Here is a 26,035-nt window from a genome sequence, read left to right on the forward strand (position 1 = left end):
GTATTTATGATCACCTTATTATTTAACAGCTAGCTTTGCCATAAATGCATCTTCGATAATGTTGTAAATGGCACTGTCCAATTCAAGTTGAGATATAAAATCTCTGTAGCTAAATTGATTCGTTATTATATCTTTATGCCTATCCCAAATGGCCGGAGGGATACGCCCTTTATGGTTATGATTCAATAGCCCCTCAGCTGCGCGGACTCTTAGATACCATGGGTTTCCAGTTGCAGATAGACTGAGCAAATTCTCAGTGAATTGTTCATCTCCTGTTTTAACGGGAGAAAAATCAATACCTAAGGCATTTGTGACTAAACATGCTGTGCTCTGAATGAAATTGCTATTTAAATAAAATGATTCAGTTTTTTCCCTGTAAGCGTGCTTGGCTCTTCTAATGACTTCCATGTTGTTCCAGATATGGTTGCCAAGGGTTGTTGATAAAAGTTGTGGAGAGAAAACGTACTCCCCTCTCTCAGCCAAGTGCGTTATCGTAAGATTTCTAAATGCAACAAAAAGAACATCTGCATACCATAATACTGAGTGTTTTTCTTCCGGTATAACTGCTAGCAGCTCAAGCAGCGCCTTTGTCTCGTTATAATCTTTTCGGTAGCTCTTTTTAGGTGAGAACTTACTAAAAATATTTGAGAGCCTGTTGTCTTCATCTGAAAGAATTACGCCTTCCTGTTTGAGGTGTTGAATAAAAAGCATCTTTTTTTCAACTAATTCGTCAAATTCTGCCCATGTGTATTTGGAAACAGAGTCCTTTGGGGAAGTACGTTCAATCGTTGCACCTGGCATATCTGACACAATTAGATAATCAATATCGCTGTGCTCAGAGTAGTCCCCTCTTGCGACAGATCCAAATAACATTTTTGATGTAGTACTCATGACGATCTCACAATTTTTTTTACAATAACGCTTGCACAAGCGGTGAGCCAAATAACACCCACTAAGGCTTGAGAAACAATTAGCAACTTGCCTTCAGGGTTAGTTGGAGCGATGGCGCCATAGCCCAGAGTGGTGATCGTCATCACAGAAAAATATAAAGAGTCAACTCCCTTTGAGACGATATCTCCCCCATTTGAACTTCCTTCAATCAATGCTCCAAAGCGGTAATTTATAAATGTAAGAATGCACACGAGCGATAAGCCTGAGAAGAATACATATCGTGAACGCATTCCATATCCAGAAATAAGCATCCATAGGAAATCTACAAGAAATGTAAAAACAAAACGGAAAAGTTTATAAATCCATTTGAATGACAACCTCTTCTGGTTGCCCTTAATTGTTAATCCAAACCTTTTTTGATACCTATTGTACACCTTGTAATAAAACTCTGCATCAGATTGGAAGTTTGGATTCTCAACTTGTTTTGCGTTTTTTTTAAGATCTGCAAAAACTCTTAAGGCTATATTGGGGTGCATCACCTTGCTAATGCCTTTAATTGCCTTTGGGTCAAGATAGCAATTATCCATTGTTGCTCTATAGAAATTACAACCATGGAATTCACAGCCATGGAATTCACAATTTTCAAATTTGGTATCGATAAAGCGACAATCGATAAATTTACAAGATACGAATTCTAGCCCTTTGAGAGTTGTTTTGCTTAAGCTACAATTTTCAAAATGTAATTCTTTTAGCGGTGGAGTTTCACCTTTCACGTATTCCCACAAAGCTGGCCAATATATCCCGTTGTGAAAACCTTTCCCATTGCGCAATACAGTAGAAAACTCTCCCGGGCTCTTAATCTTATCACATTCCCCATGAAGCCTAAAAAATGGGTCTTGACTCACAATCATCCTCCCATACTATTCTGGTCCAATTCAAACATTATATATTCATCCGTACAAGAATATACTTGTTATTTCAAGGTTCATGTATAGTTCTGAACCGTTAGCGAGTTCCTTAAGGTAAACTTCCTCATATTTTACTGTCCATCAAAACCGTTCAATGAAAACGTTATCTAAAGCACGACCTCGTCCATCTATGCTAATTGTCTCAGCTACTACTTGAAGAATTTTTCTAATAGTTGGATACCATTCATAATCCTCTTCAGCCTACTTCAGTAAATCCAATAAAGCTAAACTCATTATTTAAACCTTTTTTACTGCCTCACCTGTTAAGAAATACACATAAACAAGAAACAACCAGTAAGCAATACATGGAATCAGGAGATATAAAAAAGACTTTAATTCTTTGGAGTCAACAAACAAAGGAGTTTTCCCGCTAAATGAAATATTCTAAAGTGGGATACAAGTGGGATAACAAACACCTAAATAAAAAAGGGTTTACAGCTGTAAAGCTATAAACCCTTGATTTATCTGGTACCGGGAGAGAGAATTGAACTCTCATGGTATCACTACCGGCGGATTTTGAGTCCGCTGCGTCTACCAATTCCGCCATCCCGGCACATCGAGAAACTTTTACTATTAGATGAGCCAACAACTGTCAAGACTATTTAATGCAAGGTGTTACCTTTTAACTACTTTATTTTGCTCATATCCATATCCCGGTCAACTTGACCCACCTAAACTCAGCAATATTACTATTTTACAAATACTCCCTCTTGTAAACCGGAATGCTAAATGCTAACCATTTCTGCCTACATTAACTATATATCTACGTGAGTATTTCATGATCCCCACCGGTTCCCTTGTTAACGCTGCATCTATTATCGGCGGCTCACTGATTGGTGTTATGCTGCACAGTAGATTCCCCGAGCGCATCAGACAGATTGTATTTCAAGGGCTAGGCCTTAGCACTATTGTTATAGGTATGCAGATGGCCCTGAAAGTTCAAGACATTCTCATACTCATATTCAGCATACTCATCGGCGGGATAATCGGTGAATTACTAAGACTTGATACACTATTCGAGCGGCTGGCGGGCCGACTCAAAAGAATGGTCGGATCTAAAGAGACAGGCTTCATTGATGGGTTTATTACTGCATCTCTCATTTTCTGTATCGGCGCAATGGCTATAATCGGATCTTTTGAGGAAGGCATTAAAGGTGATCCCACTATCATCTATACTAAATCTATCCTTGACGGCTTTGCCTCAATTGCACTCGCGTCCACTTACGGTATGGGTGTTCTGTTTTCATTCATCCCCGTGCTTCTTTACCAAGGCGCATTGACCATTTTTGCAAACTCTTTCCAAGAATGGTTTTCTCCGCTCTTGATTGAACAGCTCACCGCCACAGGCGGAGTTCTCATTATAGGCATCAGCTTGGTTTTATTGGATGTTAAGAAAATAAATTTATCTAATTTACTTCCATCACTCGGTGTAGTCGTTATACTTACAACTCTTTTCCGCTAATTTTCTTTCCTTTTTTTATTTTTTTTGCTTTTTCTTCATTGAATATTTAACGAGGCTGAGGTTTAATGAACATATGAAAATCCGCTGGAAAATACTCCTCATACTCCTAACGTTCTCTTTGTTACCCCTAATTATAATCCGATTTTATGGTCTAAACTCGCTAACAGACCTCGGCTCAGACCTTCAAATCCAAACGAGAGTAACTCTACTAGAGAGGGCAACAGACAGCCTTGCCCACATGGCCGAAGGAACTGCCGCAATCATTAATCTTGAAGACCGATTATATAGAACGACCCTAAAAAGTGTGCGGTCAGAGGCCGAAAATCTTCTCACAGCCCAAAAAAGCCCTTCGCTTATGCGTCCACCATTCATCACGTCCCCTAAAAAAGTGCTGAATGAACCAACGCTTGTCATAGACCCAAACTACAAAAAAACAGCGATGATGGGCCGCGGCATGCACCGTCAAATGAAACATTCGGAAAAGCCCCCTGAAAAGGGAGATCTTATTGACCTCCCCATCTCGCCTGATCATATGTCCTATTGGCTGTCTCCGGGACTGTCGGAAAGTGAAGCTATGCCCTTCGTCCGTAGGATTTCTCCTCTCTTACATATGTTTCAAGCATGCAGTTCAACGCTTAATACTCTCGCCCTGTGGCAGGAAGTCACCCTTGAAAATGGGCTGCAAGCCACCTATCCGGCGCACAACTCATTTCCGCCGATGTATGACCCGCGTATCAGTCTATGGTATAAAGAGGTCAAAAAAGAGCTTAAAACCGTATGGACTCTCCCTGTCCCCGATCCGGCAACAAGATCCCTGTGTTACCGTCTATCAAGTCCTCTGTTTAATGAAAAAGATGAATTTATCGGTGCTACATCTCTAGTTATTCCTGTGGGAACAACAATTAGCAGCTCAATGATCATAAATGCTGAACAGAATGTTAATATCATGATGGTTTCAACCCGATATGAAAATGATAGTCATAAGGACAAACTGTTGATCGTTGGGCGCAATGAAGGTGCTTTAGAAGAAAGTACTACCAAAAATATAATGGGGCACTTTTGGCAAGCCCCGCCCGAACCGGAATATGTTTTCGAGAACAACCCGGAATTTTCAAGCCTTGTAGATGATATCACAATGCAAAGAGCTGGTGTTCTTCAAATGAATTACAAGGGCATTCCTGCTCTTTGGACGTACAGCCCGATAAATGATTCATTGGCCCTTTTAATCGTAATTCCTGTAAGTGATTTTACTGCTGAAGCAGACGAAGCTGAGCAATACGTAAGCGAGAGTATCACCCGTCAAATTAAAGAGACAACCCTCATCGTTTTATCAATAATTTCATTTCTTAGTATTGTTGCATATTTTGTGTCACAAAGCCTTTCATCTCCCATCCGGCAGATATCAGAGGCCGTTATAAAAGTAGGAAATGGAGACTGGAACGCGCGGGCTGATCTACACTCAAAGGATGAGCTCGGAGAACTTGCTGAGAATTTCAACTTCATGGTTCCTCAACTACGAGAACATTCATCTATACTTCAAGCTCTCTCACTTGCAGATGAGGCTCAGCAAAACTTGCTGCCTCAAACAACACCTGAAGTCTCAGGAGCTGAAATTGGTGCCAAGTGTGTGTTTTCAGAGAAAACCGGCGGCGACTATTTTGATTTCATCGGATGTCAAACATGTGGCAAAGACGTCTTCGCAACCGCGATAGGGGATGTATCGGGACATGGCATTAGCGCAGCACTGCTGATGACCAGCGCCAGAGCATATATTCGCGCTTTGACGGGAAAGGGACGACCACTGGTTGAAGTCGTCAGCAAAGTTAACGCACTTGTAACCGAAGACTGCGCACAGACGGGTCATTTTATGACACTGTTCACTGCTATATGTGACACAAAAAACAAAACGGTTAACTGGATTAGAGCCGGACATGACCCTGGACTCATTTATACCCCTGAAACTGACGAGTTTGAAGAAATGATAGGAACAGGTCTGGCTATAGGAGTTGATGAATACTACCTGTACAAAGAACATTTCACTCAGCTGAAATCGGGCCAGATTCTAACTTTATATACTGATGGAATATGGGAAGCACATAGCCCCAAGGGTGAGCAGTTCAGCAAAGAACAAGTTCGTCAAATAATACGCGAAAACTGTGACAAGCCGGCGCAGGAAATAGTAGAAGAAATTCATACTCAGGTTGCAGCCCACAGGAGAGGCCTCCCGCTTGAAGACGATTGCACCGTCATCATAATTAAATTTTTATGACATATTCAATTTACGAATTGGCGACCTATGCCTTCGATCCCCTACACGCTTTCTGGGAACGCGAGAAAACACAGCGAGCAGTTGCCGGCGTTCTTGTAGCCTGTTTTATAGCTGCGCTTATCGGGATAGAACTTGGCAGACGCGGATGGTTGCCGGAATTCATTGCTACAAAAACACCCGATAACCACTACCACGCTATCGGTATTGCTTTTACGCTGGTTTTAATACTTGAAGTAATCAGTCTGATTTTTGTTCTGCCCTGTTCCTTTGCAAAATCAGTCGGCAAACAATTCGAAATTCTCTGCCTGATTCTGATGCGAAGTTCCTTCAAAGAACTAGTTAATTTCCCCGAACCTATAACTTTCACTGGTGACTTAACCCCAATTTACCGAATTTTATCTGATGGAACGGGTGCCTTTGCCGTATTTGTCCTTCTTGGGATATATTACAAGATACAGCGTCCTCTGCCAGCCTTAAGGCCTGCGTTCAAGTTCCGCTATGTTGCATCTAAAAAGCTGGTAGCTTTATTTATGCTGGTTATTTTTGCAGGGCTTGGAGCATACAATCTGCTATCTCCAGTACTTGGAGTTCACCATTTTGATTTCTTCAGCACCTTCTATACAATTCTTATTTTCAGCGACATATTACTAGTTTTGATTTCCCAGAGATTTCTGCCGTCATTCCATGCCGTATTCAGAAACTCTGGATTCGCACTTGTCACCCTGCTCATAAGGCTTGCACTAGCGGCTCCACCTTTCTACAACGCTATTCTAGGCGTTATTTCAGCAGGTTTCGCAGTATTGTTAACCCTTGCCTATAATTCATTCTACCGGACAAAAACATAACGCTAAACTTCGTCCCGCAGACTACAGAAACAAATACCATCCACCGGAACTACAATATTAACATTCAATTATTCTTAATAACTGGTCAAAACTCCAGACTTATACTATTCGAAAGATAGTTATAAAAAAAAGGAGATTCATATGAGACAGTCTGAATACATTGAACTTGAAGATAAGTTCGGAGCCAATAATTATAAACCCTTAGATGTCATTATCGAAAAAGGCGAAGGTGTATGGGTTTGGGATATTGAAGGCAAAAAATACATGGACTGTCTCTCCGCCTACTCTGCTGTAAATCAAGGCCACTGCCACCCTAAAATAAAACAAGCCATGCTTGAGCAGGCAGAAAAACTAACATTAACTTCCCGCGCTTTCAGAAATGACCAATTGGGCCCTTTCTACGAAGAACTGTGTGCCTTAACAGGTTCGCATAAAGTTCTTCCTATGAATAGCGGCGCTGAAGCCGTCGAAACTGCCATCAAAGCCGTCAGAAAATGGGGCTATCTCGTCAAAGGCGTTCCGGAAGACCGCGCAGAAATAATTGTCTGTGCTGATAATTTTCACGGCAGAACCATCACTATTGTAGGATTCTCAACAGACCCTACCGCCCGCAAGGGGTTCGGCCCTTTTACTCCCGGATTTAAGGTTATTCCTTTTGGAGACTACAAAGCCCTCGAAAACGCAATTACGCCTAACACAGTAGGCTTTTTGGTGGAACCTATACAGGGAGAAGCCGGAGTTATCATCCCGCCGGAAGGGTATTTTAAGAAAGTACGCGAAATATGCACAGCCAATAACGTCACTCTGATTCTTGATGAAATACAGACAGGACTCGGGCGTACAGGAAAATTTCTAGCCGAAGAACACGAAGGAATTGAGGCAGATTTAACATTGATAGGTAAGGCTCTCTCAGGTGGATTCTACCCAGTCTCTGCGGTTCTCTCCAACTCCGAAGTTCTCGGTGTGCTTAAACCGGGAGAACATGGTTCAACTTTTGGTGGAAATCCACTTGCATGCGCAGTAGCAAGAGCCGCTCTTAAAGTTTTAACCGACGAAAAACTTGTAGACAATGCAATGAATGTCGGAGCTAAATTTTTATCAGGCTTAAAAGAAATTAAGAATGCAAAAATTGAAGAAGTCAGAGGCCGTGGACTTCTTCTAGCGGTTGAATTTAAATCAAATGCAGGCGGAGCACGGAGTTACTGTGAGAAGCTTAAAGAACAAGGGCTGCTCTGCAAAGAAACTCATGGCAATATAATCAGATTTGCCCCGCCGCTAGTAATAACGTCTGAACAAGTAGATTGGGCCTTGGACCGGATAAAACCAATACTATCAGAATAACAGCTACATACTATACATACGCACCTAAGATATAAGAAGTATAACAGAAACAGTCGCATAATTAATATGCGACTGTTTCTGTTATAGGATTGAAATATTTTCACATTTATGCTTTGTTTTTAAAAATACACTTTAACAACAATACATAATGAATAAATTAATACATAAAAACTACATTTGCAGATCCTTTATCGCAATTGCGTCCCTCTTATGCCTACTTTTGGGGCCACTTAATGCCTCAGCTTTTCAGCAAGATTTAAGATTTGAAAGAATCTCTTTAAAGGAAGGACTTTCGCAGTCATCGATCTTATGCATGCTGCAAGGTTCTAAAGGTTTTTTATGGTTCGGAACATATGACGGATTAAACCGCTATGACGGCCGACAAATGAAAGTGTATTCCAAATCCAAACTACCGGGATCAATATCCGATAGTAACATTCGCGCGATCTGCGAAGACAGCTCCGGAATGTTATGGGTCGGTACCAAAAGTGGAGGTCTGAATAGCTATGACCGCAAAACTGACTCATTTTCAAGCTTCACTCCTGACAGTGAAAACGCAAACTCAATTTCAAGCAAGACTGTAACTTGCATTTATGAAGACTCAAAAGGACAATTGTGGATAGGAACAGACAAAGGACTTAACCTCTTCGACAGAGCCTCCCTTACTTTTAAAAACTTTAAGACTTCAGACTCTCCCACAAGTATCAGTCATAACGAAATTAGATCTATCTACGAAGACATGCAGGGCCGTTTGTGGGTGGGAACAGCTAAGGGATTGAACCTATTCCTCGCTAAAGAAAATGAATTTAAACATTTTTTTAATGATCCTAAAGATGAACAATCCTTATGCGGAGATACCGTTCTCTGCTTCTACCAAGAGAACAAAGAAGAGCTGTGGATAGGAACTAAAGAAGGAATATCCATCCTTAACACTGCGGACTTTTCCTTATCCACACTATTTAGATCTTTGGAAGTAAATGATATTTTTAAAGATCAATCTGACAATCTATGGTTAGGAACATTAGAGGGACTAGCCAAAAGAGATCCTAAAACAGCACTACTTACACCTGAAAAAATGGATTTCACATTTTTCAAGTACAACCCGCTAGACCCTCAAAGCCTCAGTGATAACAAAGTTACCCATATTTTCGAAGACTTATCAGAAGTTCTGTGGGTCGGAACATACGGGGGAGGGCTGAGCAAGCTTACTCCTAAAATGCAAGAATTTGGCATAATCAGACATCAACCGTGGAAAGAAAATACACTTCCTGGAAAAGAAGTCAGTGCTGTCCTCGAGGACCGTGAAGGGTTACTCTGGATCGGAACGTACAAACATGGCCTAAGTAAATACAATCCTCAAACCGGAGAAATCACAAGTTTTAATTCAAAATCTCCGGAACCTTGGACTCTTTCGGGAAACAGAATTAACTGTTTCTTTCAGGATTCTAAAGGGCTGATATGGGTAGGGACACGCAAAAAAGGCGTTTTTGTAATTGACAAAAGCAAAGGGATTGTATCTCGGTACAAACGAGACAAGAAAAATAAAAACTCTCTAAGCCAAAACAACATATGGTGGATAAATGAAGGAAGCCAAGGCTATATTTGGATAGGCACCAGCAAAAAGGGGCTGAACAGACTTAACCGTGAAACTGGCGATTTTAAAATTTATAAACATTCCGACTCAGACCCACAAAGCATAGCTCACAACCGCGTACGTAATATTTTTGAGGACAGTAAGAATAATTTCTGGATCTGCACCAATGCAGGCATAGACCTTATGAACCGGACAGACGGCACGTTCATTCACCACAAGAGCGATCCGGACAATCCGAAAACCGTATCCAATAACAGGGTAACACCAGTTGCCGAGGCAGCCGACGGCTCTCTATGGATAGGGACTGACGAAGGGCTTAACAGGTTTGACCCGACAACTAAAGAATTCACCAGATACACAAAGAAAAACGGCCTTGCCAATGATGGAATACAAGGACTGTGCATAGATAGGGACGGAGATATCTGGGTCTCGACATTTAAGGGAATCTCACATCTTGACCCTACAACTGGCGAAGTCCTTAACTTCGGTCAATCCGATGGACTGCAGGGTATAGAATTCTGGATCAACTCATATAATAAAGGACAAAGCGGTCTGTTATACTTCGGTGGCCTTGACGGGCTTAACATGTTTAATCCCAATAACATCAAAATCAACCAAACTCCTCCGCCTGTCGTTATCACTAATTTAAACATAATGAACTCGCCGGCAAAACTGACAACAAACATAACAGAAACTAAAGAAATAAACCTTTCATGGAAAGATGCCATGTTTAGTTTCAGTTTCGCTGCGCTAGACTATCAAAACCCGCACTTGAACAAGTACAAATATAAACTCGAAGGTTTTAACGACAACTGGCTAGATGCAAATAAAGGGACCGCAACCTTCACAAACTTTGACCACGGAAGCTATATTTTCAGAGTTAAAGCATCTAACAGTGATGGAATTTGGAACGAAACCGGCACATCAATCAAAATAACTATTACTCCACCATTCTGGAAAACGTGGTGGTTTAAATTTGCCCTACTACTTTTAGGTCTTTTAATCATTTTTGTGGTAATCCACTTCCGCGTAAAATCCATAGAAAAACAAAGAATGAAACTTGCCATTCTGGTGGATGAAAAAACTATTGATCTAAACACTGAGATCGAAAAGCATATGCAGACTGAGGTGGAACTCGAAAAGGCAATAATCAAAGCTGAAAAAGCAAATAAATCAAAGAGTGCATTCCTTGCTAGCATGAGCCATGAGATTCGTACTCCGCTAAACTCTATTATAGGCATCGCAGATCTGCTGAAAGGAACTGACCTTGACGGAGAACAAACAGAATATGTGGACATATTTGAGTCCTCAGGAGAAATTCTTCTCTCAATAATTAATGACATACTTGATTTTTCAAAACTAGAAGCTGAGCATGTTGAACTGGAATCAATTCCGATTGATTTATTGCAGGAAGTTGATGCAATTCTCTATTTACAGGTTGTAACAGCTTCATCACGTGACATAGAACTGGTTTGTAATTTCAAGCCAGATGTTCCTGAATTTGTTATCGGAGATCCTACAAGACTGCGCCAAATCCTGCTTAATATCCTTTCAAACGCAGTTAAGTTTACAAAGAGCGGAGAAGTAAGCATCACAGTCTCACGTGCGCTGAATAACGAAAGCATGAACAATATTGGAAGCATCACGTTCACCATTGAAGATACAGGAATAGGCATTAGTCCTGAACAATTAGAAGAGATATTTGCTCCATTTTCACAAGCGGACTCTTCTACAACCAGGAACTTCGGCGGCTCTGGCCTGGGCCTTTCGATTAGTAAGAAATTAACTGAACTCATGGGCGGAACGCTTAGCGCAACGAGTATTCCGGGCGAAGGGAGCTCTTTTGAAGTAACTCTACCGCTTACAAGAGACCTAGAGTCTCAATCATTTCTTGCACCGGACTTATCTGGCGTGAATTTCATTATAGCTGTGGAAAACCATAAAACCCTTGATTCTACTTGCGATATTTTAAATTACTATAAAGCAACCACAACTCCATGCACCAATGTAAATTCCCTGATGACATTTTTAAAATCCTCGCAGGAACACAAGCCGCAAATACTTATCCTCGACTTGGACTTTGAAAATGGGAATGGCACCCAAATTCTCGAATCAATCACAAGCTCTGGGCTTTCAGTTCCGCCTGTAATGCTGCTGCAACGCGGAGCAAGTTTTGATAGAACTCTCCTGAATCACGAACTGGTCGTATCTGGAATAACAAAACCAATTATGAGGCGGCAACTTCTTCGTTCCATTTTAGAAGTATTAAACTTAAATTCGGATGAAGCTAAAACTTCTACTGGCAAAATCGATATAACCCTGCCACCACTGAAAATTTTGCTCGCGGAAGACAATATTCCAAACCGGGAACTGATTCGTCATTTCTTAAAGAAATCAGATTCAACACTGGTAATGGCCTCCAATGGTGAAGAAGCTTTGAAACTTGCTCTCAATGACAAGTTTGATGTTATTTTAATGGACATGGAAATGCCGGTAATGGATGGCTACCAGTTTTTGAATCAATTCAGAATGGTTGAAAAAAATACACATGGAGAACGCACTCCAGTTATGGCATTAACTGCCCATGCTTCAGCTGAGTACAGGAAGAAATGTATAGATGCCGGAGCCGATGAATTTATATCGAAGCCAATCAAACAAAACATGCTCATTCAAGCAATCTTTGATCTATATAACAAAATGAGAAAATAATGCAGAAACTGGCTCCGCAAACAATCAAATGGGTAAGAGCCTTTCACGTATTAAGCGCATGCCTGTGGGGAGGAGGGGCTCTTTCTATGGTACTGCTTCATTGTGTGTTCACCCCTCATTCAGGAGGAGAATTGTTCGCACGAGACATCTGTCTCAAAATAATTGATGAGTATGTCGTAACGTCTGGCGCTTTCGGATGTCTCATTACTGGATTTATCTTTGCGTGGAAAACACCATGGGGCTTTTTCAAATTCAGATGGGTAACAACCAAATGGATTGTGAACGTTGGCTTCATCGCTTTTGGTTTTCTATTTTACATGCCGTGGCTTGAGCGCATGAGCGATCTTTCCGGCAGTACTAAACTAATGGCCCTGCAAACTCCTGAATATTTGCGTAGCCAACTCTTAAATGAAATTTCTGCATTTATGGTTTTTGGATGTCTGCTGCTATTGGTCTGGATTTCCGTATTCAAGCCTTGGGGCAAAAGCAATTTTACTGTTAAAACTTGACATTCATGCCTTGCAAATGCTTGATTCCTTTTCCGGCAACGGAAACTTTACAGCTTCCATAAAAGCTAAACATAAGCCCATGTGCAAATAATATTTTCCCGGAGGATTTTAGAATGGATAAAGGATACGCAGCAACAATCGCTTCAGACATCATGCAGATGCTGGAAACCACTAAGGCCAGCGGACTGGAAATGAACAGTGGATTCCAGAATGACGCTTTTAAAAGTGAAACATTCATGTTCGGGTACATTTTCTACCCAAGAGAAATCCTCATGAATGTTCCAAACCTCCCGCAGTCCGTAAGAAAGAAAATCAAGAAATCAAATATACTTGGAACTGTTGACGTAGAAGGCAAAAAAGTAGGTATCCATTTGGTGTGCTCCCTGCCTGTTCCTTTCGATGAAATAAGTTCAGCGGAACAAATCATAGAAGGGATAAACGAAAAAGAACTGATGGATTTTAAGGAGCAGATTGCTAAAATTCTGCACAAAGATCTAGCTGGAAACATCGAAGAAAAAAAGAAGAAGAATTAATATAATAACTGGTGAAGGGCTATTTTTGATTCGGTAAGAATTTACCTATAATCTGGACTAACTCATCAATATTGACAGGTTTTGATGCATAGTCATCCATGCCGGACTCAATGAATTTTTCTCGGTCACCTTCCATGGCATAAGCAGTCAAAGCAATAATAGGGATGTCGTTACCGGCATCCCTTATTTTTTTTGTAGCTTGCAACCCATCCATTTCAGGCATTTGAACATCCATCAAAATAACATCAAACGGACCTTTGTTCTCAAGCATTTCGAGCACTTGAACTCCATTCTCGGCAGTCTCAAGGGCAAACCCCTTCTCTATCAAAAAGTGAGAAATATAAACCTGATTGGTCGCATTGTCTTCAGCAAGCAGGATTCTCGCAGGTGACTTTCCATCTACGACCTCTTCATTTGATATATCCACAATTTCCTGAATACACGGACCTGAGCTTGGTTTAAGTTTAACCGTAAAAGTAAACTCACTACCCCAGCTAACCTTGCTAGAAAAAGAAATTTCTCCGCCCATCATTTCAACAAGCTGACGAGAAATGGCAAGGCCAAGCCCACTTCCCGGGTGACGTTTAGAATACCCTGCATTCAATTGAACAAAGCTCTCAAAAAGCTTCTCGGCTTTATCTTCAGATATTCCAATTCCGGTGTCTTTAACAGTAAAACGTAGAATTTTGCCTTCTTCCCAGTCCCCTGCATTTTCCACGAAAACCTCAACATAACCTTTTTCTGTGAACTTAACCGAGTTTCCCGCCAGATTCATTATGACCTGCCCCAGGCGCATGCTGTCACCTAAAAAGCAATGATCCAAAGAGACACTTATATTGCTCCGCAGCTCAATCCCTTTCTCTTCCGCCTGAATCCTTAAAACAGAAAGTTGTTTCTCAAGCATGTCATGTAGATTGAAATCTTCAGGCCTGAGTTCCATCTTACGAGCTTCAATTTTGGAAATATCTAAAATATCATTAATAATGCTTAGTAGCGATTGAGCAGCTTTTTTGACTGTGATCAGATATCCCTTCTGCTCTAGATCAAGCCCGGTACCGAGTGTCATTTCACTCATACCGATTATCGCACTTATAGGCGTTCGTATTTCATGGCTCATATTAGCTAAAAATTCACTTTTAGCCCTATTCGCTTCTTCCGCAGAATCGCGAGCTTCACACAATTCAACTTCTGCTCGCTTACGCTCCGTTACATCTTGCCCCACAGCAAGTACGCCAAGAGCTTCCCCCTTAGCATCTAATAGGCGAGACAACGACCATTGCATAGTGCGCTCTTCTTCACCGCCTACCCGAACGTTATTCTCAAGAAATCGTAAAGGAGTGCCGGAAAGAACCGTTTCTAATTGACGGGAGAACTCACCCCATAATCTTTCAGGAAGGAAAAGATCAAAGAAATCATGTCCGAGAACTTCATGCCTTGTACGACCGAAAAGGTCTTCAGCCATGCGGTTAAACTCTAAAATTTTTCTATCAGGAGAAAGAAGGATAATGAGACTTTCTGCGGTCTTAACAAGAGATCTAAACCTATAAGCACTTTCTTTCAAAGCTTCTTCAACTCGCTTTCGAGTTGTAATATCTTCAACAGTAGAAACTACTTTCTGAATATCGCCGTCCGAGCCAAAAAGAGGAGAAGCATTTACCGAAAGTAATACGCGCCGCCCGTCAGCCCAGTGAATAGCGCTACGGATATCCAGTACCGCATTCCTGATCTTCATCACCCTGTTAAAAACAAGCCTTTCATCAGGAAAGGAACTGCCATCTTGAGCCGTAATCTTCCAGATAGGATCATTATGCATCCGGCCGATCATTTCATCACGAGAAACGCCATGAACACGTGCTGACTGATTATTTGCAAAGATTATTTTACCCTGCTGGTCCATCACAATGATACCCATTGGGCTGGTTTCCATGATGCTGCCCATAAGATCTCTCTCACGCTGCAATTCATGCTCAACCGTCTTTCTTTTCTTAATATTTCGATCGAGAAATACAATAAAAATCAAAAGCACTGTGATAGTAAAGCCAGCTCCAAGGATAAGTATTCTATCCAAGTTGCCGGAGCCTAGCTCAGTAAGAGCGTCAGAAAGCCATCCTTCTGCCATGGCGGAAGTACATCCAGAAAGAACCAAAAATAATGTAAGAACCAGTAATCGCAGCATAATTTCAATCTGTGGTTAAATCAAAATATTATAACAAAGTTTCACAGTAAAAGTCACTTCAATCTGTTACATGCTTCTTATAGGTAATAACTAATCAGAGCAAGAGCACAACATGAATTAACTTAGAGTTTACCCTTTAATTGTAACCCCTTTATAAGTCCGAAACAACCAGCAAGCATCATGTCACCTCCGGGCGAAGGAAATTCTACCTGATAACCTTCAAGAATAGACCTGCGCGGGCCCATCACATAAGTAGGCGAAAAATCACCAGCCCTTTCAGGTAGGTCAAGAGTTGCACATCCATGGCCAAAATCGTCAAAAACATCTTCGAAGCACAGTTTCCCACCACAGAACATCCGTGTATCAGACCAAAGTTTCTCGGGAGTCATATTCCCTGTGTGATGTTCATATACACCGTGAACCGCACCTTCGAACAGTAAAAAAGATATGGTATGACTGTTGCCTATATTGATCAGACATATGCCCTCTTTAAAACTTCGCTCCATTATTTCCTCAACAAACAACGCTCCCAACACAGCAGCCGCACCTGTATCACAAACTGGGCCGCCGCCAATACTCTCCTGTAACTCTGAAAGTCTGGTAAATTCAGAAGGAACGTCTTCAAATAGTAATCCTTCCGGCTGCCCCTTGTTTTCTGATAATAGCCGGGTCCACAGATCAAAACGACCCCTTCTGTTACTTTTACCCGGATGGAATCCGTGATCCTGAACAGACGCTACAACCAGATCCGGTTTATCGAGACCAGCTGCCGACAGAAAGCAATTCCACCAACCGGAATTGTAATCTTCAAGATGAACAGGGACACAGTCAGAGGGTAAACTTTCACTTAGTATGATTCCATTTTTTTCCAAACGGACTAAATCATCGCCCAAAGCCAAAGCAGCACGCGGGTGAGCATAAAGCTTAAAGCCCGCCTCCATATGAGCATAGGCAGCGCGGCCAAAACCTCCTCCCATATTTTTCCCCGTCAAATAAATATTACGCCCTTTTTGAGTTAGCCCTTGTATTTCTGCCCCAATAACGCGGGCGGGAGAAGGAAGCACAAACTTAAAGCAGTTCTCTATTTCGACTCCTTCAATATAATAAAGGACATCCTGAGTTCCACTGCCGATATCAAGGCTAAGTATTTTACGATTCATTAAAACTCCCGTATTTGTATAAAAATGCGCAACAAAGCTGCCTTTCTTTTTTTCGGACCAAACTTATTCACTTGACTAAAACAACAATTATACTGCAACCAAAAGTATGACTCAAATAATACTCACAGCCATACTTATATTTTTACTACTGCCCCTGCCGCTGATCATAATTTCAGCATTAGCAAATCGAAAAGAACTATCTAAGCGCGGTGCAAGGGTAACCGCTTCAGACTTTCTTATGTCGGTGATAACCACAGAACTGAGTCTATTCCTAACTATTCTTACCCGACCAATCTTTTTTATAGGATGGTTCGAACGGGCAAGCAAAAAGAAAAGAGGACAGCCGATCCTCATGGTTCATGGACTTTATCACAATGATACGGCTTGGCTACTCATAAAACCCAGATTGAAAAATGCAGGATTTAAAAATTTTAATACGTGGTCATACAACAGTTTCACAACCTCATACCCAGACCTTCTCATTGAACTACGCAAAAAAATTCTAAAGCTGTACGCAGAAAACAATAATCAGAAATTGCTGCTCATAGGGCATAGCCTTGGTGGATTGCTAATGACCGGAGCAATTGCAGATGAGGAAGTCGCAGGAGCTGTAGAAAAACTGATCACTCTCGGAACTCCTTGCCGTGGTAGCCTTCTGGCTATCGCCGCACCTGGTAAGCTAGGACAGAGCCTGCACCCGGACAGCTCACTATTCAAATACCTTCGTTCTATTCCATCCCCCGCTGGCGTCGACAAAACGGCTATAATATCTCCGGTAGATGAAATGGTTCTACCATGGGAGAACCTCCAACCATATGATACAAGCTGGAAAGTCATACGTAGTCCGGCCATGGGACATGTTTCTATGCTATATAGCCGCAAAGTGGCTAAAATAATCTCCAAAATTTTAAAGCAATAAAAAAAGGGAGAAAGACAATAGTCTTTCTCCCTTATAATTTAGCATTAGAGTAAAATCATTAACTGAAACATTCCCTTAGGAAACATACTCTGCAATCTTCGCTTTAAGCTGATCTGGAGTGAAAGGCTTTGTAATAAAGTCAGTAACTCCAGTCTTTCTCGCAAGCTCCATCTGAGACGTTTCAGACTCAGTTGTAACCATTATAATGGGTATTTTTTCAAAACCATCGGTAAATCTAAGCTTTTCGACAAGTTCCATACCATCCATCACCGGCATATTCATATCAGTGATTACGACATCAAACTCATCACCCTGCTCGACAAAAGCATATGCTTCCTGTCCATTCTCAGCGATTGACGGCTCATACCCATTGCTAGTCAGAATACTGCGATAAAGAGCAAGCATAGATTTTGAGTCATCTACAGCTAAAGCTCGTTTACCTGCAATTTCTTCAATATCCGGCAATCTAGCAATATCTACTGTTGCCTCATCACCGCCAATTTCTGTGAGTTTTTCGCGGAAAGCAGTACGAACTTCGGGGTCTTTAGAAGCAACAACCGCGTTCATCATGAAACGCCCGATCTTGCCTTCATTATAAAGACCTGCAAAAATATTTAACGCTTTTGCTGTAACAACAGCGCGAATAATCTTGCCGGCCTGACTCCCGCCCTGACTGATCATTTCAGTCATCTTCTTAATCACGCCCGGATTAACTTGACGATCAAGACCTGTTAGAACTGCTAAAGTAATAAGCTCATCATCTACGTCAAGGCCATCAATCAGGCTGATAACGCCTTTCATTGTCCCGATACTACCTATGGCTTCATATATTGCGTAATTTACGCTTGAATCTGTAGAATATTTTTTATCAAGAGCATCCATGAGAACTTCGAGACCACTTTTATCACCGATAAACCCAAGAACGTTTGCGGCAAGGATCATGTCATCCTTTTCCGCATCAGGAGTTATAACTTTCTGTAGATAAGGAACGGCTGGCGCACCAAGATCGGTCAGACAATCAGTAACAACCCTGCGAACCGTTGGGTTTCTATGATGCAAGTTATCTACGATAAAACTAAGAGATGCACTACTGCCAATGGAAGTTAAAGCCTCAACAGCTTTCCATGTGGTCAGATCGCAGATTTCATAATATGCGTCTTCGTTATTGCGAGTAACAATGTCCGAAAGAGCGCCAATGGACTCTTCGTCTTTAAATGTTCCAACCACCTCTATACACATAGATGCGACCAAATCGTCATCATTTGTAATATTAGAACGGAAGAGGCTAACTGATTCATCTCCGCCTATTTTTGATAGAGAAACAATAACTTCAAATAGTAAATCTGAATCATCTGTTTTCTCTGCAAGCGAGACTAAAAAAGGAGTTGCAGTTGCAAACTTGAACTCTCCACATAACCTTATGCAGAGAACTCTAATTTTTTCATTATCACAACTAAGAAGATCGACAGCACTCTTTTCATCGGAAGAAAGAACCCCGTTGAGAGCTGTAACAACCATATAGTCAACTGAAGTATCCCCGATAGGATTTTTAAAGAGATCAAGAAGATCTTCTAAATCTTCAATATCTTTTCCCATGGAAACTTCATTCAAAATACTAATTTTGTCCAAAAAGGATTGGTCCCTAAACCCTGTCAAACTAGACATATAATGACTCTCTTTTTTTCATTAAAACAAAAAAGGTTACTCGAAACTGAATTCGATAGTAAACTCCCCTGCTTCACTGCTGAAAGGGATGGCCATAATTGGAGTCGACGCCATGTGAGAAATAGAATGATTATCTCCCATAATTACCGACGGAGTTGACCCGGAAAAGGTTAACCCTTGTTCCACCAATCCTGCTCTAGCCTGTCCTGAAATCATATTTGTGATCTCACCAACTGCGTCCTGAACATCTTGTAGGATGTCTTGAATATCATCTCCAAGCATATTTTTTACAATAGTTACTGCACAATTTTTTGTAAATGTGATCGAAATTGTTCCATTCATATCACCAGTAATTCCAACCAGCCCGGTAACATCGCCTACGGCTGTTTTACCCTTTTTAACATAGGGCTTGCCTGGCGTCGGAGTAATCATAGCCATCATGGACAAAACATCCACAGCAGCCTTGATAAACGGTTTTGCTAATTCCACTTTCATAAGAGCTTTCCCTTTATCAGACGTCATTCCCAAAGAGGGAGTGCCTACCAAAAGTTGCAAGTTATCCACAAGGTAAATACATAATTTCTGAGATACTACCCATAAAAGCGGAAAGGTTCAAGATCATTGAAAAGAATAATGCATTTTCCCAAATACAAAGCTTCACATCCGGATAAAAACCTTAACTCAACAACAATTGAGTATATTTCATGCTTAATGTTGCAGGCTCCATAAGGATTATGTAATTAATATAAATAACTTTAAGCCTCTACAAATAAAAGATCTGGAAGGAAATATGATTCAAAGCCTATTTGGACTGATTGGAATAATGGCCATTGCTTGGGCCATAAGTGAAAATAAGCGCAATATCCGCTTCAAAAGCATATCAACAGGACTTGTTCTTCAATTTATAGTCGCAACATTAATGCTGAAAGTAACCATTTTCAGTGATGCTATGATGTACTTGAACCACGCGGTTGATGCACTCCAGCTGGCAACTCAGGCCGGCACAAGTTTTATTTTCGGATACATAGGCGGTGGCCCTCTTCCCTTCACAGAAAGTTCTCCGGGGGCAAGTTGGACTTTAGCCTTTAGAGCTCTTCCACTTATTTTAGTAGTAAGTGCTCTCTCAGCCTTGCTTTTCTACTGGCGCATAATTCCGGTGATAGTTAAAGGATTCTCGTTTATCTTAGAAAAAACAATGAATATTAGTGGACACTTAGGACTCGGTGTTGCTGCAAACATTTTTGTAGGAATGGTCGAAGCTCCCATCATTATCGGACCTTATGTAAAATCGATGAGTCGAAGTGAGCTTATGACTCTTATGGTCAGCGGAATGGCTACCATTTCCGGCACTGTTCTGGTCCTATACGCGTCAATACTCAACCCGGTCCTCCCGGGAGCTATCGGGCATATTCTTACAGCATCTATCATCAGTGCCCCTGCAGCAATCCTTATTGCCCAACTGATGGTACCTGAAACAGCAGATATTATTTCTATTAAAAGAAGCAATATCACAAGCCAAGCATCAAGCTCCATGGATGCTATTACTAAAGGTACATCTGACGGCGTTAAACTTCTAATTACGGTAGTAGCACTTCTTTTGGTACTAATAGCCTTAGTATCCCTCGCAAACCAAATATTAACAGTATTTCCAGATGTATTAGGAGAGCCTGTTACCCTGCAACGCATTCTCAGCATTATCATGTGGCCTGTTGTATGGCTCATGGGAATCCCCGCTTCCGAAGCATCCACCGCTGCGGGACTGATGGGAACAAAAACAATCCTCAACGAATTTTTAGCATACTTGCAGTTGGCAAACCTTACTCCGGGCTTGCTTTCCGAAAGATCTACAATGATTATGACCTATGCAATGTGCGGATTTGCCAATTTGGGAAGTCTTGGAATATTAATTGGAGGGCTGACAGCAATAGCTCCTTCACGTAAGGAAGAAATTGTAGAGTTGGGCGTAAAGTCCATAATCGGAGGAACATTAGCTACCTGTATGACAGGGGCAATCGTTGGAGTTCTCTACTAAGCAGCCTTTCACTACTAAAGGATACAACTGTAAAATGTCAGAAGAAGCACCGAAGCACAGCCCTTTACTTAAGGACTTCCTTCATAAAAGAGTCCACACCACAAAAGCCCTGCTGATTGTAGCGGCTATTGCTGTAGGTGTATGCTCAGCTCTTGCGGCAGTTGCTTTAAATAGATCCCTTAAATTTCTGAATGAACTCAGAATGAACAACTCTGATCATTGGTGGATTTTTCTGCTGCCTGCTGCTGGAGCTATGCTTGCTGTTATTCTCAGCAAAAATGTTTTCAAAGAATCCGGTGGGCATGGAGTTGGGGAAGTCATCGCAAAAGTGGGATTAAAGCAAGGAATCCTTCGCCCGATATCAATATTTAGTGCACTGATCACCAGTCTGCTCACAATCGCAAGCGGCGGTTCTGCCGGCCCCGAAGCTCCAGTCGTTGTCAGTGGTTCATCCATGGGTTCCAACTTATCCAGACTTCTCAAAATGAGTGGGCAGTCGAGGATGACACTTATAGGCTGCGGAGCAGCAGGATCAATTTCCGCAATTTTCAATGCACCTGTCACGGGCATGATTTTCGCGGTTGAAATAATCCTCGGTGAATGGACTCCTTACAATTTAATTCCAATTGCAATTTCATCAGTTGTGGCGACTCAAACATCCAGGATTCTAGAAGGAAATGTGATTCCTTTTCGAGAAGTATTCCCTGCTATGGGGTTCGCTGATTTTGGAGTGTCTATCGCTCTCGCCGTCCTTACAGCCCTTATCTCAGTCTTATTTGTGCGATCAATTAGGCAAGTTGGATCGGTCGCTTCAACTATCAGTAATAAGCCTTGGCTGAAAGCGGCTCTAGGTGGACTTGCGGTTGGAATAGTGGGAGTATTTTTTCCACTTGCTCTTGGAGAAGGATATAAATCCATAAGAATGGCAATACACGGAACACTTCCCTCAGGAATTACGGTAATTGCCCTACTCCTTCTAGCCAGAATCGCAACAACATCACTAACTCTGGGAAGCGGAGGGCTGGGTGGTATTTTTGCCCCTTGCTTAGTCATTGGCTCTATATTCGGAGCTTTGTTTCATAGGACAGCCTCTGCTATCTTGCCAGCCGGATGGATCACTGGAGAAGGGGCATACGTCATTCTTGGAATGGCAGGAGTCGTTAGCGGGGTAATGCAAGCCCCCTTAACTAGCGTATTTCTCGTACTGGAAATAACCAATGGCTATCAAGCTGTGATGCACATAATGACAGTGACATTCCTGTCATCAATGCTAACACACGCGTTCGAACCGTCATCATTTTATTTCAAAGATTTAGTGGAAAAGGGCCAACTCCTCAGACCTAAAACTGATGAGAAAATACTGGCTGACATTGATACACAAGATCTTGTTTGCAAAAATATGACTGAGGTTTGTCCACAGATGCCTGTCATCGATTTTTTAAAAGTGCTTAAGAGTACTAATCAAACGCATATTCCAATCATTGATAGTACAACTAAAAATTTCATGGGCATGGTGGATGTAGTTTCAGCTCGTTCCGCAATTTTAGATCCAGAGCGACAGCAGAGTCGCATTGGTGAAGTTGCTACGGATAAAAATACTCCCAAAATTGAGTTTGGAATGGGGGCAGCAGAGATATTGGAAATTATGGCTAGAAGCGGCAAAAAAACTTTGCCAGTTATGAAAAACGGAGTTTTTGCAGGAGTCATAACAAAGGAAGATATCTTATCTGCCTATCGGGGAGAAATGAAAAATTACGGCACTTGCGACAATTTATTTTAGTGCAAATTAACTGAATACTTTTCAGCCATTTTATCCAAAGCACCAGATTCCTGTAGATAGCGCATAACCGCCTCGATTTCATCAATTTTACCAGCAAGCATCGATTTACGCGAAACTCCAGCATAAACAGGCATGATCTTGGGCTTAAATTTAAAGGAAGAACCTTCTACCTTACCTTCTAAAGACAACTCATGAATAGAATAGCCGCCAACAGAATCTGAACAAATTACGGCGTCAACTTCTCCGCGAGCAAGTCCTACAAAGGATTCCTTGGATGAGCGATACAGAACCTTTACCATTCTATCATCCAGATCAAATGCGGGAAAATATTTGGCATCACGACTTTGCCCAACTTTTAAGCCCGACAAATCTGAGTACTTATCTATTTTAACTCCTGAACCCTTTCGAACATAAAATCTTTTGATTGAGTTTACTTTATATGGCGGAGAAACATAACGTATAAATTCGTTTCTTTCTTTTCTAAATAACAAACTACTAATTAAATCAATTTTTCCAGATTCCAATTGACTCATATTTTCACTAAAAGAACCCGAAACAAACTCAACTCTGAACCCCATATGTTTCGCAAGAGCACTCATAAGTTCGTAATCAAAACCACTTTTATCCTTGCCGTCTATCATCCAAGGCGGATAATGGCTCAGAGCGACTCTAACTGTCTCACGAGCGTGCAATTCAGTTTGCTGTTGAGTAACAAATAAAAAACACAATAGAAATAAAAAACAATAAAATACCTTAATCAAGCTTTTCATCTCTTATGCTTTCGCCATTTTGAATGTTATCATCTGAAGTTACATATTTTTTTTTTAAAACGGTATCTGCAACTTTACCCATCACCGATTTAAGCCTTTCTTCCAAATCTGGGTTTTCTTTAATCACTTCTAATGAATCATTGAGAAACTTCTTAGAAATTTTATCTCGCATGAACACTCCTAATAAATGATTTAAGAGTAGAGTAAAACGAAACACAAAAAACAAGTTACACATATACAACATGCAAAGTATAGCACACACCATAACTAAAAACAAGTTACACTTAAAATCATTAGCCTAAGATAATACACCTTGATAATAATAGCACATAATATATTACTTAGTAGTATAAAAAAACATTACAAACCATAAAGAAAAACTAAGATCAGTAAGGAACACGGATACTCACTCATAATTAACAACTAAATGATGCAACTCTAATAGTAATAGAAATGTATCAGTTATATGGTTAAAGCATAGCAAACAGCTTCCCTCATTTACTTTTTTTTATTAATAGAATAAGTTCACCTTAATTCTAAGATTAAAATCAATTGAAATATATAAATATAATCACAGGATATAAATAATGACCAGCCAAGCCAAACAAGAAGACTTGATTCCAGAAGAATATCTGCAAATCAGTTCTAATATTGTCAGCACATTCGGCAACAGAACTCCTGTCACGCTATGTATATATGATGAAGAATTTCAGCGAGTTGCTCCTTTATTCTCCAAAGATACAAGGTTGACTCCTAAAAAACTTGATCGAATGAACATGGAATGCAACGGAGGCAATCTTTTTATAACTAAAGATGAATACTCATCTCTTGCAGGCCACATAAGTCAAAACCTTGGAGTTCTTTTAACCGAGCATTATCTTGATGAACCAGCCGCAGCAGAAATCTTTTATGATGGGATACTCGAAAAAGTTAAAGAGTTTTATGAGAACCCTATCTCAGAGACCCTTGAACAGTTAAAAACAGTTCTTGCTATTTTTAGTGAATACGTATGGGTGGATAGAAATCGCTGGTCACACTTTTTTAATTCTCTTCAACGCCAAAATGATCTTTGTTGTCATGTGGTAAACACCTTGTTTGTGGGAACTGCCATATATCTAAAAACGGTACACAAAGATGGCGAAAAACTTGAATTGAATTCTCTTGGACTTGCCTTAGTTTTGCACGATCTTGGTATGACCCAAATACCGACTGCTCTTATGACCAAGAAAAGTCCTTATTTATATAAAGAGAAGCAAAGAATGCAAGAGCATGTAGATATTGCCGAAAAAATGATGAACAGGCTTGATGTTAAAGACAAACTCGTTAGAGATTGTCTTCTTGACCACCATGAAAGGCTCGATGGAAGTGGATATCCTAGAGGACGGAGAGGGGACGCTTTAACAATAGAAACGCGAGTTTGCTGTGTTGCAGATGCATTTTGTGGGATGATATCAGAAAGATGGCACAAAAAAGGAATACACCCTATTCTTGCGGCCATAATTTTAACAGAAAGCAGTAAGCGATACGACAAAACACTTACCGCTGCTCTTGTTTCATTTATTATATCTAACAATCCTGAAATGCAGACTTTAATCAAAGATAAAGAGAAGATGAAGAAGCTTAGAGCCATGGCCCTAAAACAAATGGATTAAGGTTACTTCTCCAATTCTATTTAGCTGAAGGCGCTACTAAACGGACTCATAGTTCCTTTGTTCTTTAGTGAATAGTCATCCTACTTTTCTTTATTTTCTCCCAAAACTAAGTTATCGACTTTCAAGTCATTTAAAACCAGTAGTATTTTTTTCTGAACTATTATCCTTACTATTTTGCCCGTCAAAACTTACTAGTCCTGTTATTTTAACATTCCCATCTCCATCGAGCTTAGAAACAACAACTTTATTTATCCCTTTTCACGATCTGTATAGTTTGTGATGCAATCTTTAAACTATCTGCCAAAACAACATTTTAACCGCAAACCAGTTAAATGAGTCACGGATTATCCTTTAAAGCATTCAATCCTCCGCACCCTGGCAGTATCAATCCGCTCCCCCCCCCTTACACACTCCCCCAATGCCCCACACGCAAGAAAACCCGTACAAACTTAATTGTACGGGTTTTCTTTAAAAAAAAGTCCTTGCGACGACCTAGTTTCCCACCAGCTACCTGGCAGTATCATCGGCGATGGAGGTCTTAACTTCCGAGTTCGGAAAGGGATCGGGTGTGGCCCCTCCTCAATGGTCACAAGGACAAATTTCTCTAGTTAATAGTACCAACCGTACGAGGTCAGTAGTTACCAACTATAAATATATAGTTAATAGGGAAGAGAAGAAAAATAAGTCACACGATTTATTAGTACTAGTCAGCTGAATGTATTGCTACACTTACACCTCTAGCCTATCAACCAGGTGGTCT

Annotated in this window: 19 protein-coding genes, 1 tRNA gene and 2 rRNA genes; 11 read left to right on the forward strand and 11 right to left on the reverse strand. The window is 40.9% G+C overall.

The genetic code is table 11. From position 1 onward, the window contains the following. Positions 1–18: 18 nt before the first annotated feature. From BR06_RS0118610 to BR06_RS0118620, 3 genes are all read right to left on the reverse strand, one after another. Positions 19–891 (reverse strand): nucleotidyltransferase domain-containing protein, encoded by an 873-nt coding sequence (locus tag BR06_RS0118610; protein ID WP_031485772.1) that lies wholly within the window; start codon positions 889–891, stop codon positions 19–21. Beyond that, positions 888–1,796, reverse strand: a complete 909-nt coding sequence (locus BR06_RS0118615; RefSeq protein WP_031485775.1) for an ion channel — start codon at positions 1,794–1,796, stop codon at positions 888–890. Before BR06_RS0118615 ends, BR06_RS0118610 begins: the two co-directional genes overlap by 4 nt. 529 nt (positions 1,797–2,325) lie before the next feature. Further along, positions 2,326–2,412, reverse strand: a tRNA-Leu gene (locus tag BR06_RS0118620). Between the two features lie 225 nt (positions 2,413–2,637). On the opposite strand from BR06_RS0118620, the gene BR06_RS0118625 reads away from it, so the two are divergent. From BR06_RS0118625 to BR06_RS0118655, 7 genes are all read left to right on the forward strand, one after another. Further along, positions 2,638–3,321, forward strand: coding sequence for a DUF554 domain-containing protein (locus tag BR06_RS0118625; RefSeq protein ID WP_031485776.1), 684 nt, complete (start codon positions 2,638–2,640; stop codon positions 3,319–3,321). Positions 3,322–3,559: 238 nt separating this feature from the next. Next, a complete protein-coding gene (locus tag BR06_RS0118630; protein ID WP_235727758.1) occupies positions 3,560–5,590 on the forward strand; it encodes a SpoIIE family protein phosphatase in 2,031 nt (676 codons plus the stop codon). Then, positions 5,587–6,435 carry a hypothetical protein gene (locus tag BR06_RS0118635; RefSeq protein WP_031485780.1) on the forward strand — a complete coding sequence of 283 codons (849 nt, stop codon included), beginning with the start codon at positions 5,587–5,589 and terminating at the stop codon, positions 6,433–6,435. Before BR06_RS0118630 ends, BR06_RS0118635 begins: the two co-directional genes overlap by 4 nt. A gap of 141 nt (positions 6,436–6,576) precedes the next feature. After that, positions 6,577–7,776 carry an ornithine--oxo-acid transaminase gene (gene rocD / locus BR06_RS0118640; protein WP_031485782.1) on the forward strand — a complete coding sequence of 400 codons (1,200 nt, stop codon included), beginning with the start codon at positions 6,577–6,579 and terminating at the stop codon, positions 7,774–7,776. A 148-nt stretch (positions 7,777–7,924) separates the two neighbouring features. After that, positions 7,925–12,079 (forward strand): hybrid sensor histidine kinase/response regulator, encoded by a 4,155-nt coding sequence (locus tag BR06_RS0118645; RefSeq protein WP_051677204.1) that lies wholly within the window; start codon positions 7,925–7,927, stop codon positions 12,077–12,079. Next, positions 12,079–12,588, forward strand: a complete 510-nt coding sequence (locus tag BR06_RS0118650; RefSeq protein ID WP_031485786.1) for a DUF2269 family protein — start codon at positions 12,079–12,081, stop codon at positions 12,586–12,588. Before BR06_RS0118645 ends, BR06_RS0118650 begins: the two co-directional genes overlap by 1 nt. Positions 12,589–12,701: 113 nt before the next feature. Beyond that, positions 12,702–13,121, forward strand: coding sequence for a hypothetical protein (locus BR06_RS0118655; protein ID WP_031485788.1), 420 nt, complete (start codon positions 12,702–12,704; stop codon positions 13,119–13,121). Between the two features lie 19 nt (positions 13,122–13,140). On the opposite strand, the gene BR06_RS0118660 is transcribed toward BR06_RS0118655, so the two are convergent. Beyond that, the gene (locus tag BR06_RS0118660; protein ID WP_031485790.1) at positions 13,141–15,297 is read right to left on the reverse strand and encodes a PAS domain-containing hybrid sensor histidine kinase/response regulator; all 2,157 of its coding nucleotides are present in this window, start codon (positions 15,295–15,297) and stop codon (positions 13,141–13,143) included. A 122-nt stretch (positions 15,298–15,419) separates the two neighbouring features. Beyond that, on the reverse strand, positions 15,420–16,457 hold the full coding sequence (locus BR06_RS0118665) for a DUF1786 domain-containing protein (protein ID WP_031485792.1): 1,038 nt from the start codon (positions 16,455–16,457) through the stop codon (positions 15,420–15,422). Positions 16,458–16,563: 106 nt separating this feature from the next. Between BR06_RS0118665 and BR06_RS0118670 the strand changes: the two genes are divergently transcribed. Further along, positions 16,564–17,376, forward strand: coding sequence for an esterase/lipase family protein (locus tag BR06_RS0118670; protein ID WP_034603202.1), 813 nt, complete (start codon positions 16,564–16,566; stop codon positions 17,374–17,376). A 75-nt stretch (positions 17,377–17,451) separates the two neighbouring features. Here the strand turns inward: BR06_RS0118670 and BR06_RS0118675 are convergent, their stop codons facing one another. After that, entirely contained in the window at positions 17,452–19,041 is a 1,590-nt protein-coding gene (locus tag BR06_RS0118675; protein WP_031485795.1) for a HEAT repeat domain-containing protein, read from the reverse strand. A gap of 36 nt (positions 19,042–19,077) precedes the next feature. After that, complete coding sequence (locus BR06_RS0118680; protein WP_031485797.1) at positions 19,078–19,536, reverse strand: chemotaxis protein CheX; 459 nt, start codon at positions 19,534–19,536, stop codon at positions 19,078–19,080. A gap of 295 nt (positions 19,537–19,831) precedes the next feature. On the opposite strand from BR06_RS0118680, the gene BR06_RS0118685 reads away from it, so the two are divergent. Next, a complete protein-coding gene (locus tag BR06_RS0118685; RefSeq protein WP_031485799.1) occupies positions 19,832–21,073 on the forward strand; it encodes a NupC/NupG family nucleoside CNT transporter in 1,242 nt (413 codons plus the stop codon). 34 nt (positions 21,074–21,107) lie between these two features. Continuing rightward, positions 21,108–22,853, forward strand: a complete 1,746-nt coding sequence (locus BR06_RS0118690) for a chloride channel protein (RefSeq protein WP_031485801.1) — start codon at positions 21,108–21,110, stop codon at positions 22,851–22,853. Here BR06_RS0118690 and BR06_RS0118695 read toward each other — a convergent pair. Together BR06_RS0118695 and BR06_RS0118700 are read right to left on the reverse strand one after the other, a co-directional pair. After that, positions 22,850–23,545, reverse strand: coding sequence for a substrate-binding periplasmic protein (locus BR06_RS0118695; RefSeq protein ID WP_169738265.1), 696 nt, complete (start codon positions 23,543–23,545; stop codon positions 22,850–22,852). The genes BR06_RS0118690 and BR06_RS0118695 overlap by 4 nt on opposite strands. Positions 23,546–23,606: 61 nt before the next feature. Further along, complete coding sequence (locus BR06_RS0118700) at positions 23,607–23,795, reverse strand: hypothetical protein (RefSeq protein WP_031485804.1); 189 nt, start codon at positions 23,793–23,795, stop codon at positions 23,607–23,609. 415 nt (positions 23,796–24,210) lie between these two features. On the opposite strand from BR06_RS0118700, the gene BR06_RS0118705 reads away from it, so the two are divergent. Then, positions 24,211–25,275, forward strand: a complete 1,065-nt coding sequence (locus BR06_RS0118705; protein ID WP_031485806.1) for an HD-GYP domain-containing protein — start codon at positions 24,211–24,213, stop codon at positions 25,273–25,275. A gap of 479 nt (positions 25,276–25,754) precedes the next feature. Here the strand turns inward: BR06_RS0118705 and rrf are convergent. Then, positions 25,755–25,869 (reverse strand): 5S ribosomal RNA (rrf, locus tag BR06_RS0118710). A gap of 82 nt (positions 25,870–25,951) precedes the next feature. Further along, positions 25,952–26,035: ribosomal RNA gene (locus BR06_RS0118715) — 23S ribosomal RNA — on the reverse strand; the annotation flags it as partial.

The sequence above is a fragment of the Maridesulfovibrio frigidus DSM 17176 genome (genome assembly GCF_000711735.1).
Classification (GTDB): Bacteria; Desulfobacterota; Desulfovibrionia; order Desulfovibrionales; family Desulfovibrionaceae; genus Maridesulfovibrio; species Maridesulfovibrio frigidus.

Excerpts from the sequence above, each read along its gene's own strand:
- BR06_RS0118700 (WP_031485804.1), bottom strand. The coding sequence starts at position 23,795 with ATGCGAGATAAAATTTCTAAGAAGTTTCTCAATGATTCATTAGAAGTG.
- BR06_RS0118665 (WP_031485792.1), bottom strand. The coding sequence starts at position 16,457 with ATGAATCGTAAAATACTTAGCCTTGATATCGGCAGTGGAACTCAGGAT.
- BR06_RS0118655 (WP_031485788.1), top strand. The coding sequence starts at position 12,702 with ATGGATAAAGGATACGCAGCAACAATCGCTTCAGACATCATGCAGATG.
- BR06_RS0118660 (WP_031485790.1), bottom strand. The coding sequence starts at position 15,297 with ATGCTGCGATTACTGGTTCTTACATTATTTTTGGTTCTTTCTGGATGT.
- BR06_RS0118675 (WP_031485795.1), bottom strand. The coding sequence starts at position 19,041 with ATGTCTAGTTTGACAGGGTTTAGGGACCAATCCTTTTTGGACAAAATT.
- BR06_RS0118645 (WP_051677204.1), top strand. The coding sequence starts at position 7,925 with ATGAATAAATTAATACATAAAAACTACATTTGCAGATCCTTTATCGCA.
- BR06_RS0118650 (WP_031485786.1), top strand. The coding sequence starts at position 12,079 with ATGCAGAAACTGGCTCCGCAAACAATCAAATGGGTAAGAGCCTTTCAC.
- rocD (WP_031485782.1), top strand. The coding sequence starts at position 6,577 with ATGAGACAGTCTGAATACATTGAACTTGAAGATAAGTTCGGAGCCAAT.
- BR06_RS0118680 (WP_031485797.1), bottom strand. The coding sequence starts at position 19,536 with ATGAAAGTGGAATTAGCAAAACCGTTTATCAAGGCTGCTGTGGATGTT.
- BR06_RS0118625 (WP_031485776.1), top strand. The coding sequence starts at position 2,638 with ATGATCCCCACCGGTTCCCTTGTTAACGCTGCATCTATTATCGGCGGC.
- BR06_RS0118630 (WP_235727758.1), top strand. The coding sequence starts at position 3,560 with ATGGCCGAAGGAACTGCCGCAATCATTAATCTTGAAGACCGATTATAT.
- BR06_RS0118685 (WP_031485799.1), top strand. The coding sequence starts at position 19,832 with ATGATTCAAAGCCTATTTGGACTGATTGGAATAATGGCCATTGCTTGG.
- BR06_RS0118610 (WP_031485772.1), bottom strand. The coding sequence starts at position 891 with ATGAGTACTACATCAAAAATGTTATTTGGATCTGTCGCAAGAGGGGAC.
- BR06_RS0118690 (WP_031485801.1), top strand. The coding sequence starts at position 21,108 with ATGTCAGAAGAAGCACCGAAGCACAGCCCTTTACTTAAGGACTTCCTT.
- BR06_RS0118670 (WP_034603202.1), top strand. The coding sequence starts at position 16,564 with ATGACTCAAATAATACTCACAGCCATACTTATATTTTTACTACTGCCC.
- BR06_RS0118705 (WP_031485806.1), top strand. The coding sequence starts at position 24,211 with ATGACCAGCCAAGCCAAACAAGAAGACTTGATTCCAGAAGAATATCTG.
- BR06_RS0118635 (WP_031485780.1), top strand. The coding sequence starts at position 5,587 with ATGACATATTCAATTTACGAATTGGCGACCTATGCCTTCGATCCCCTA.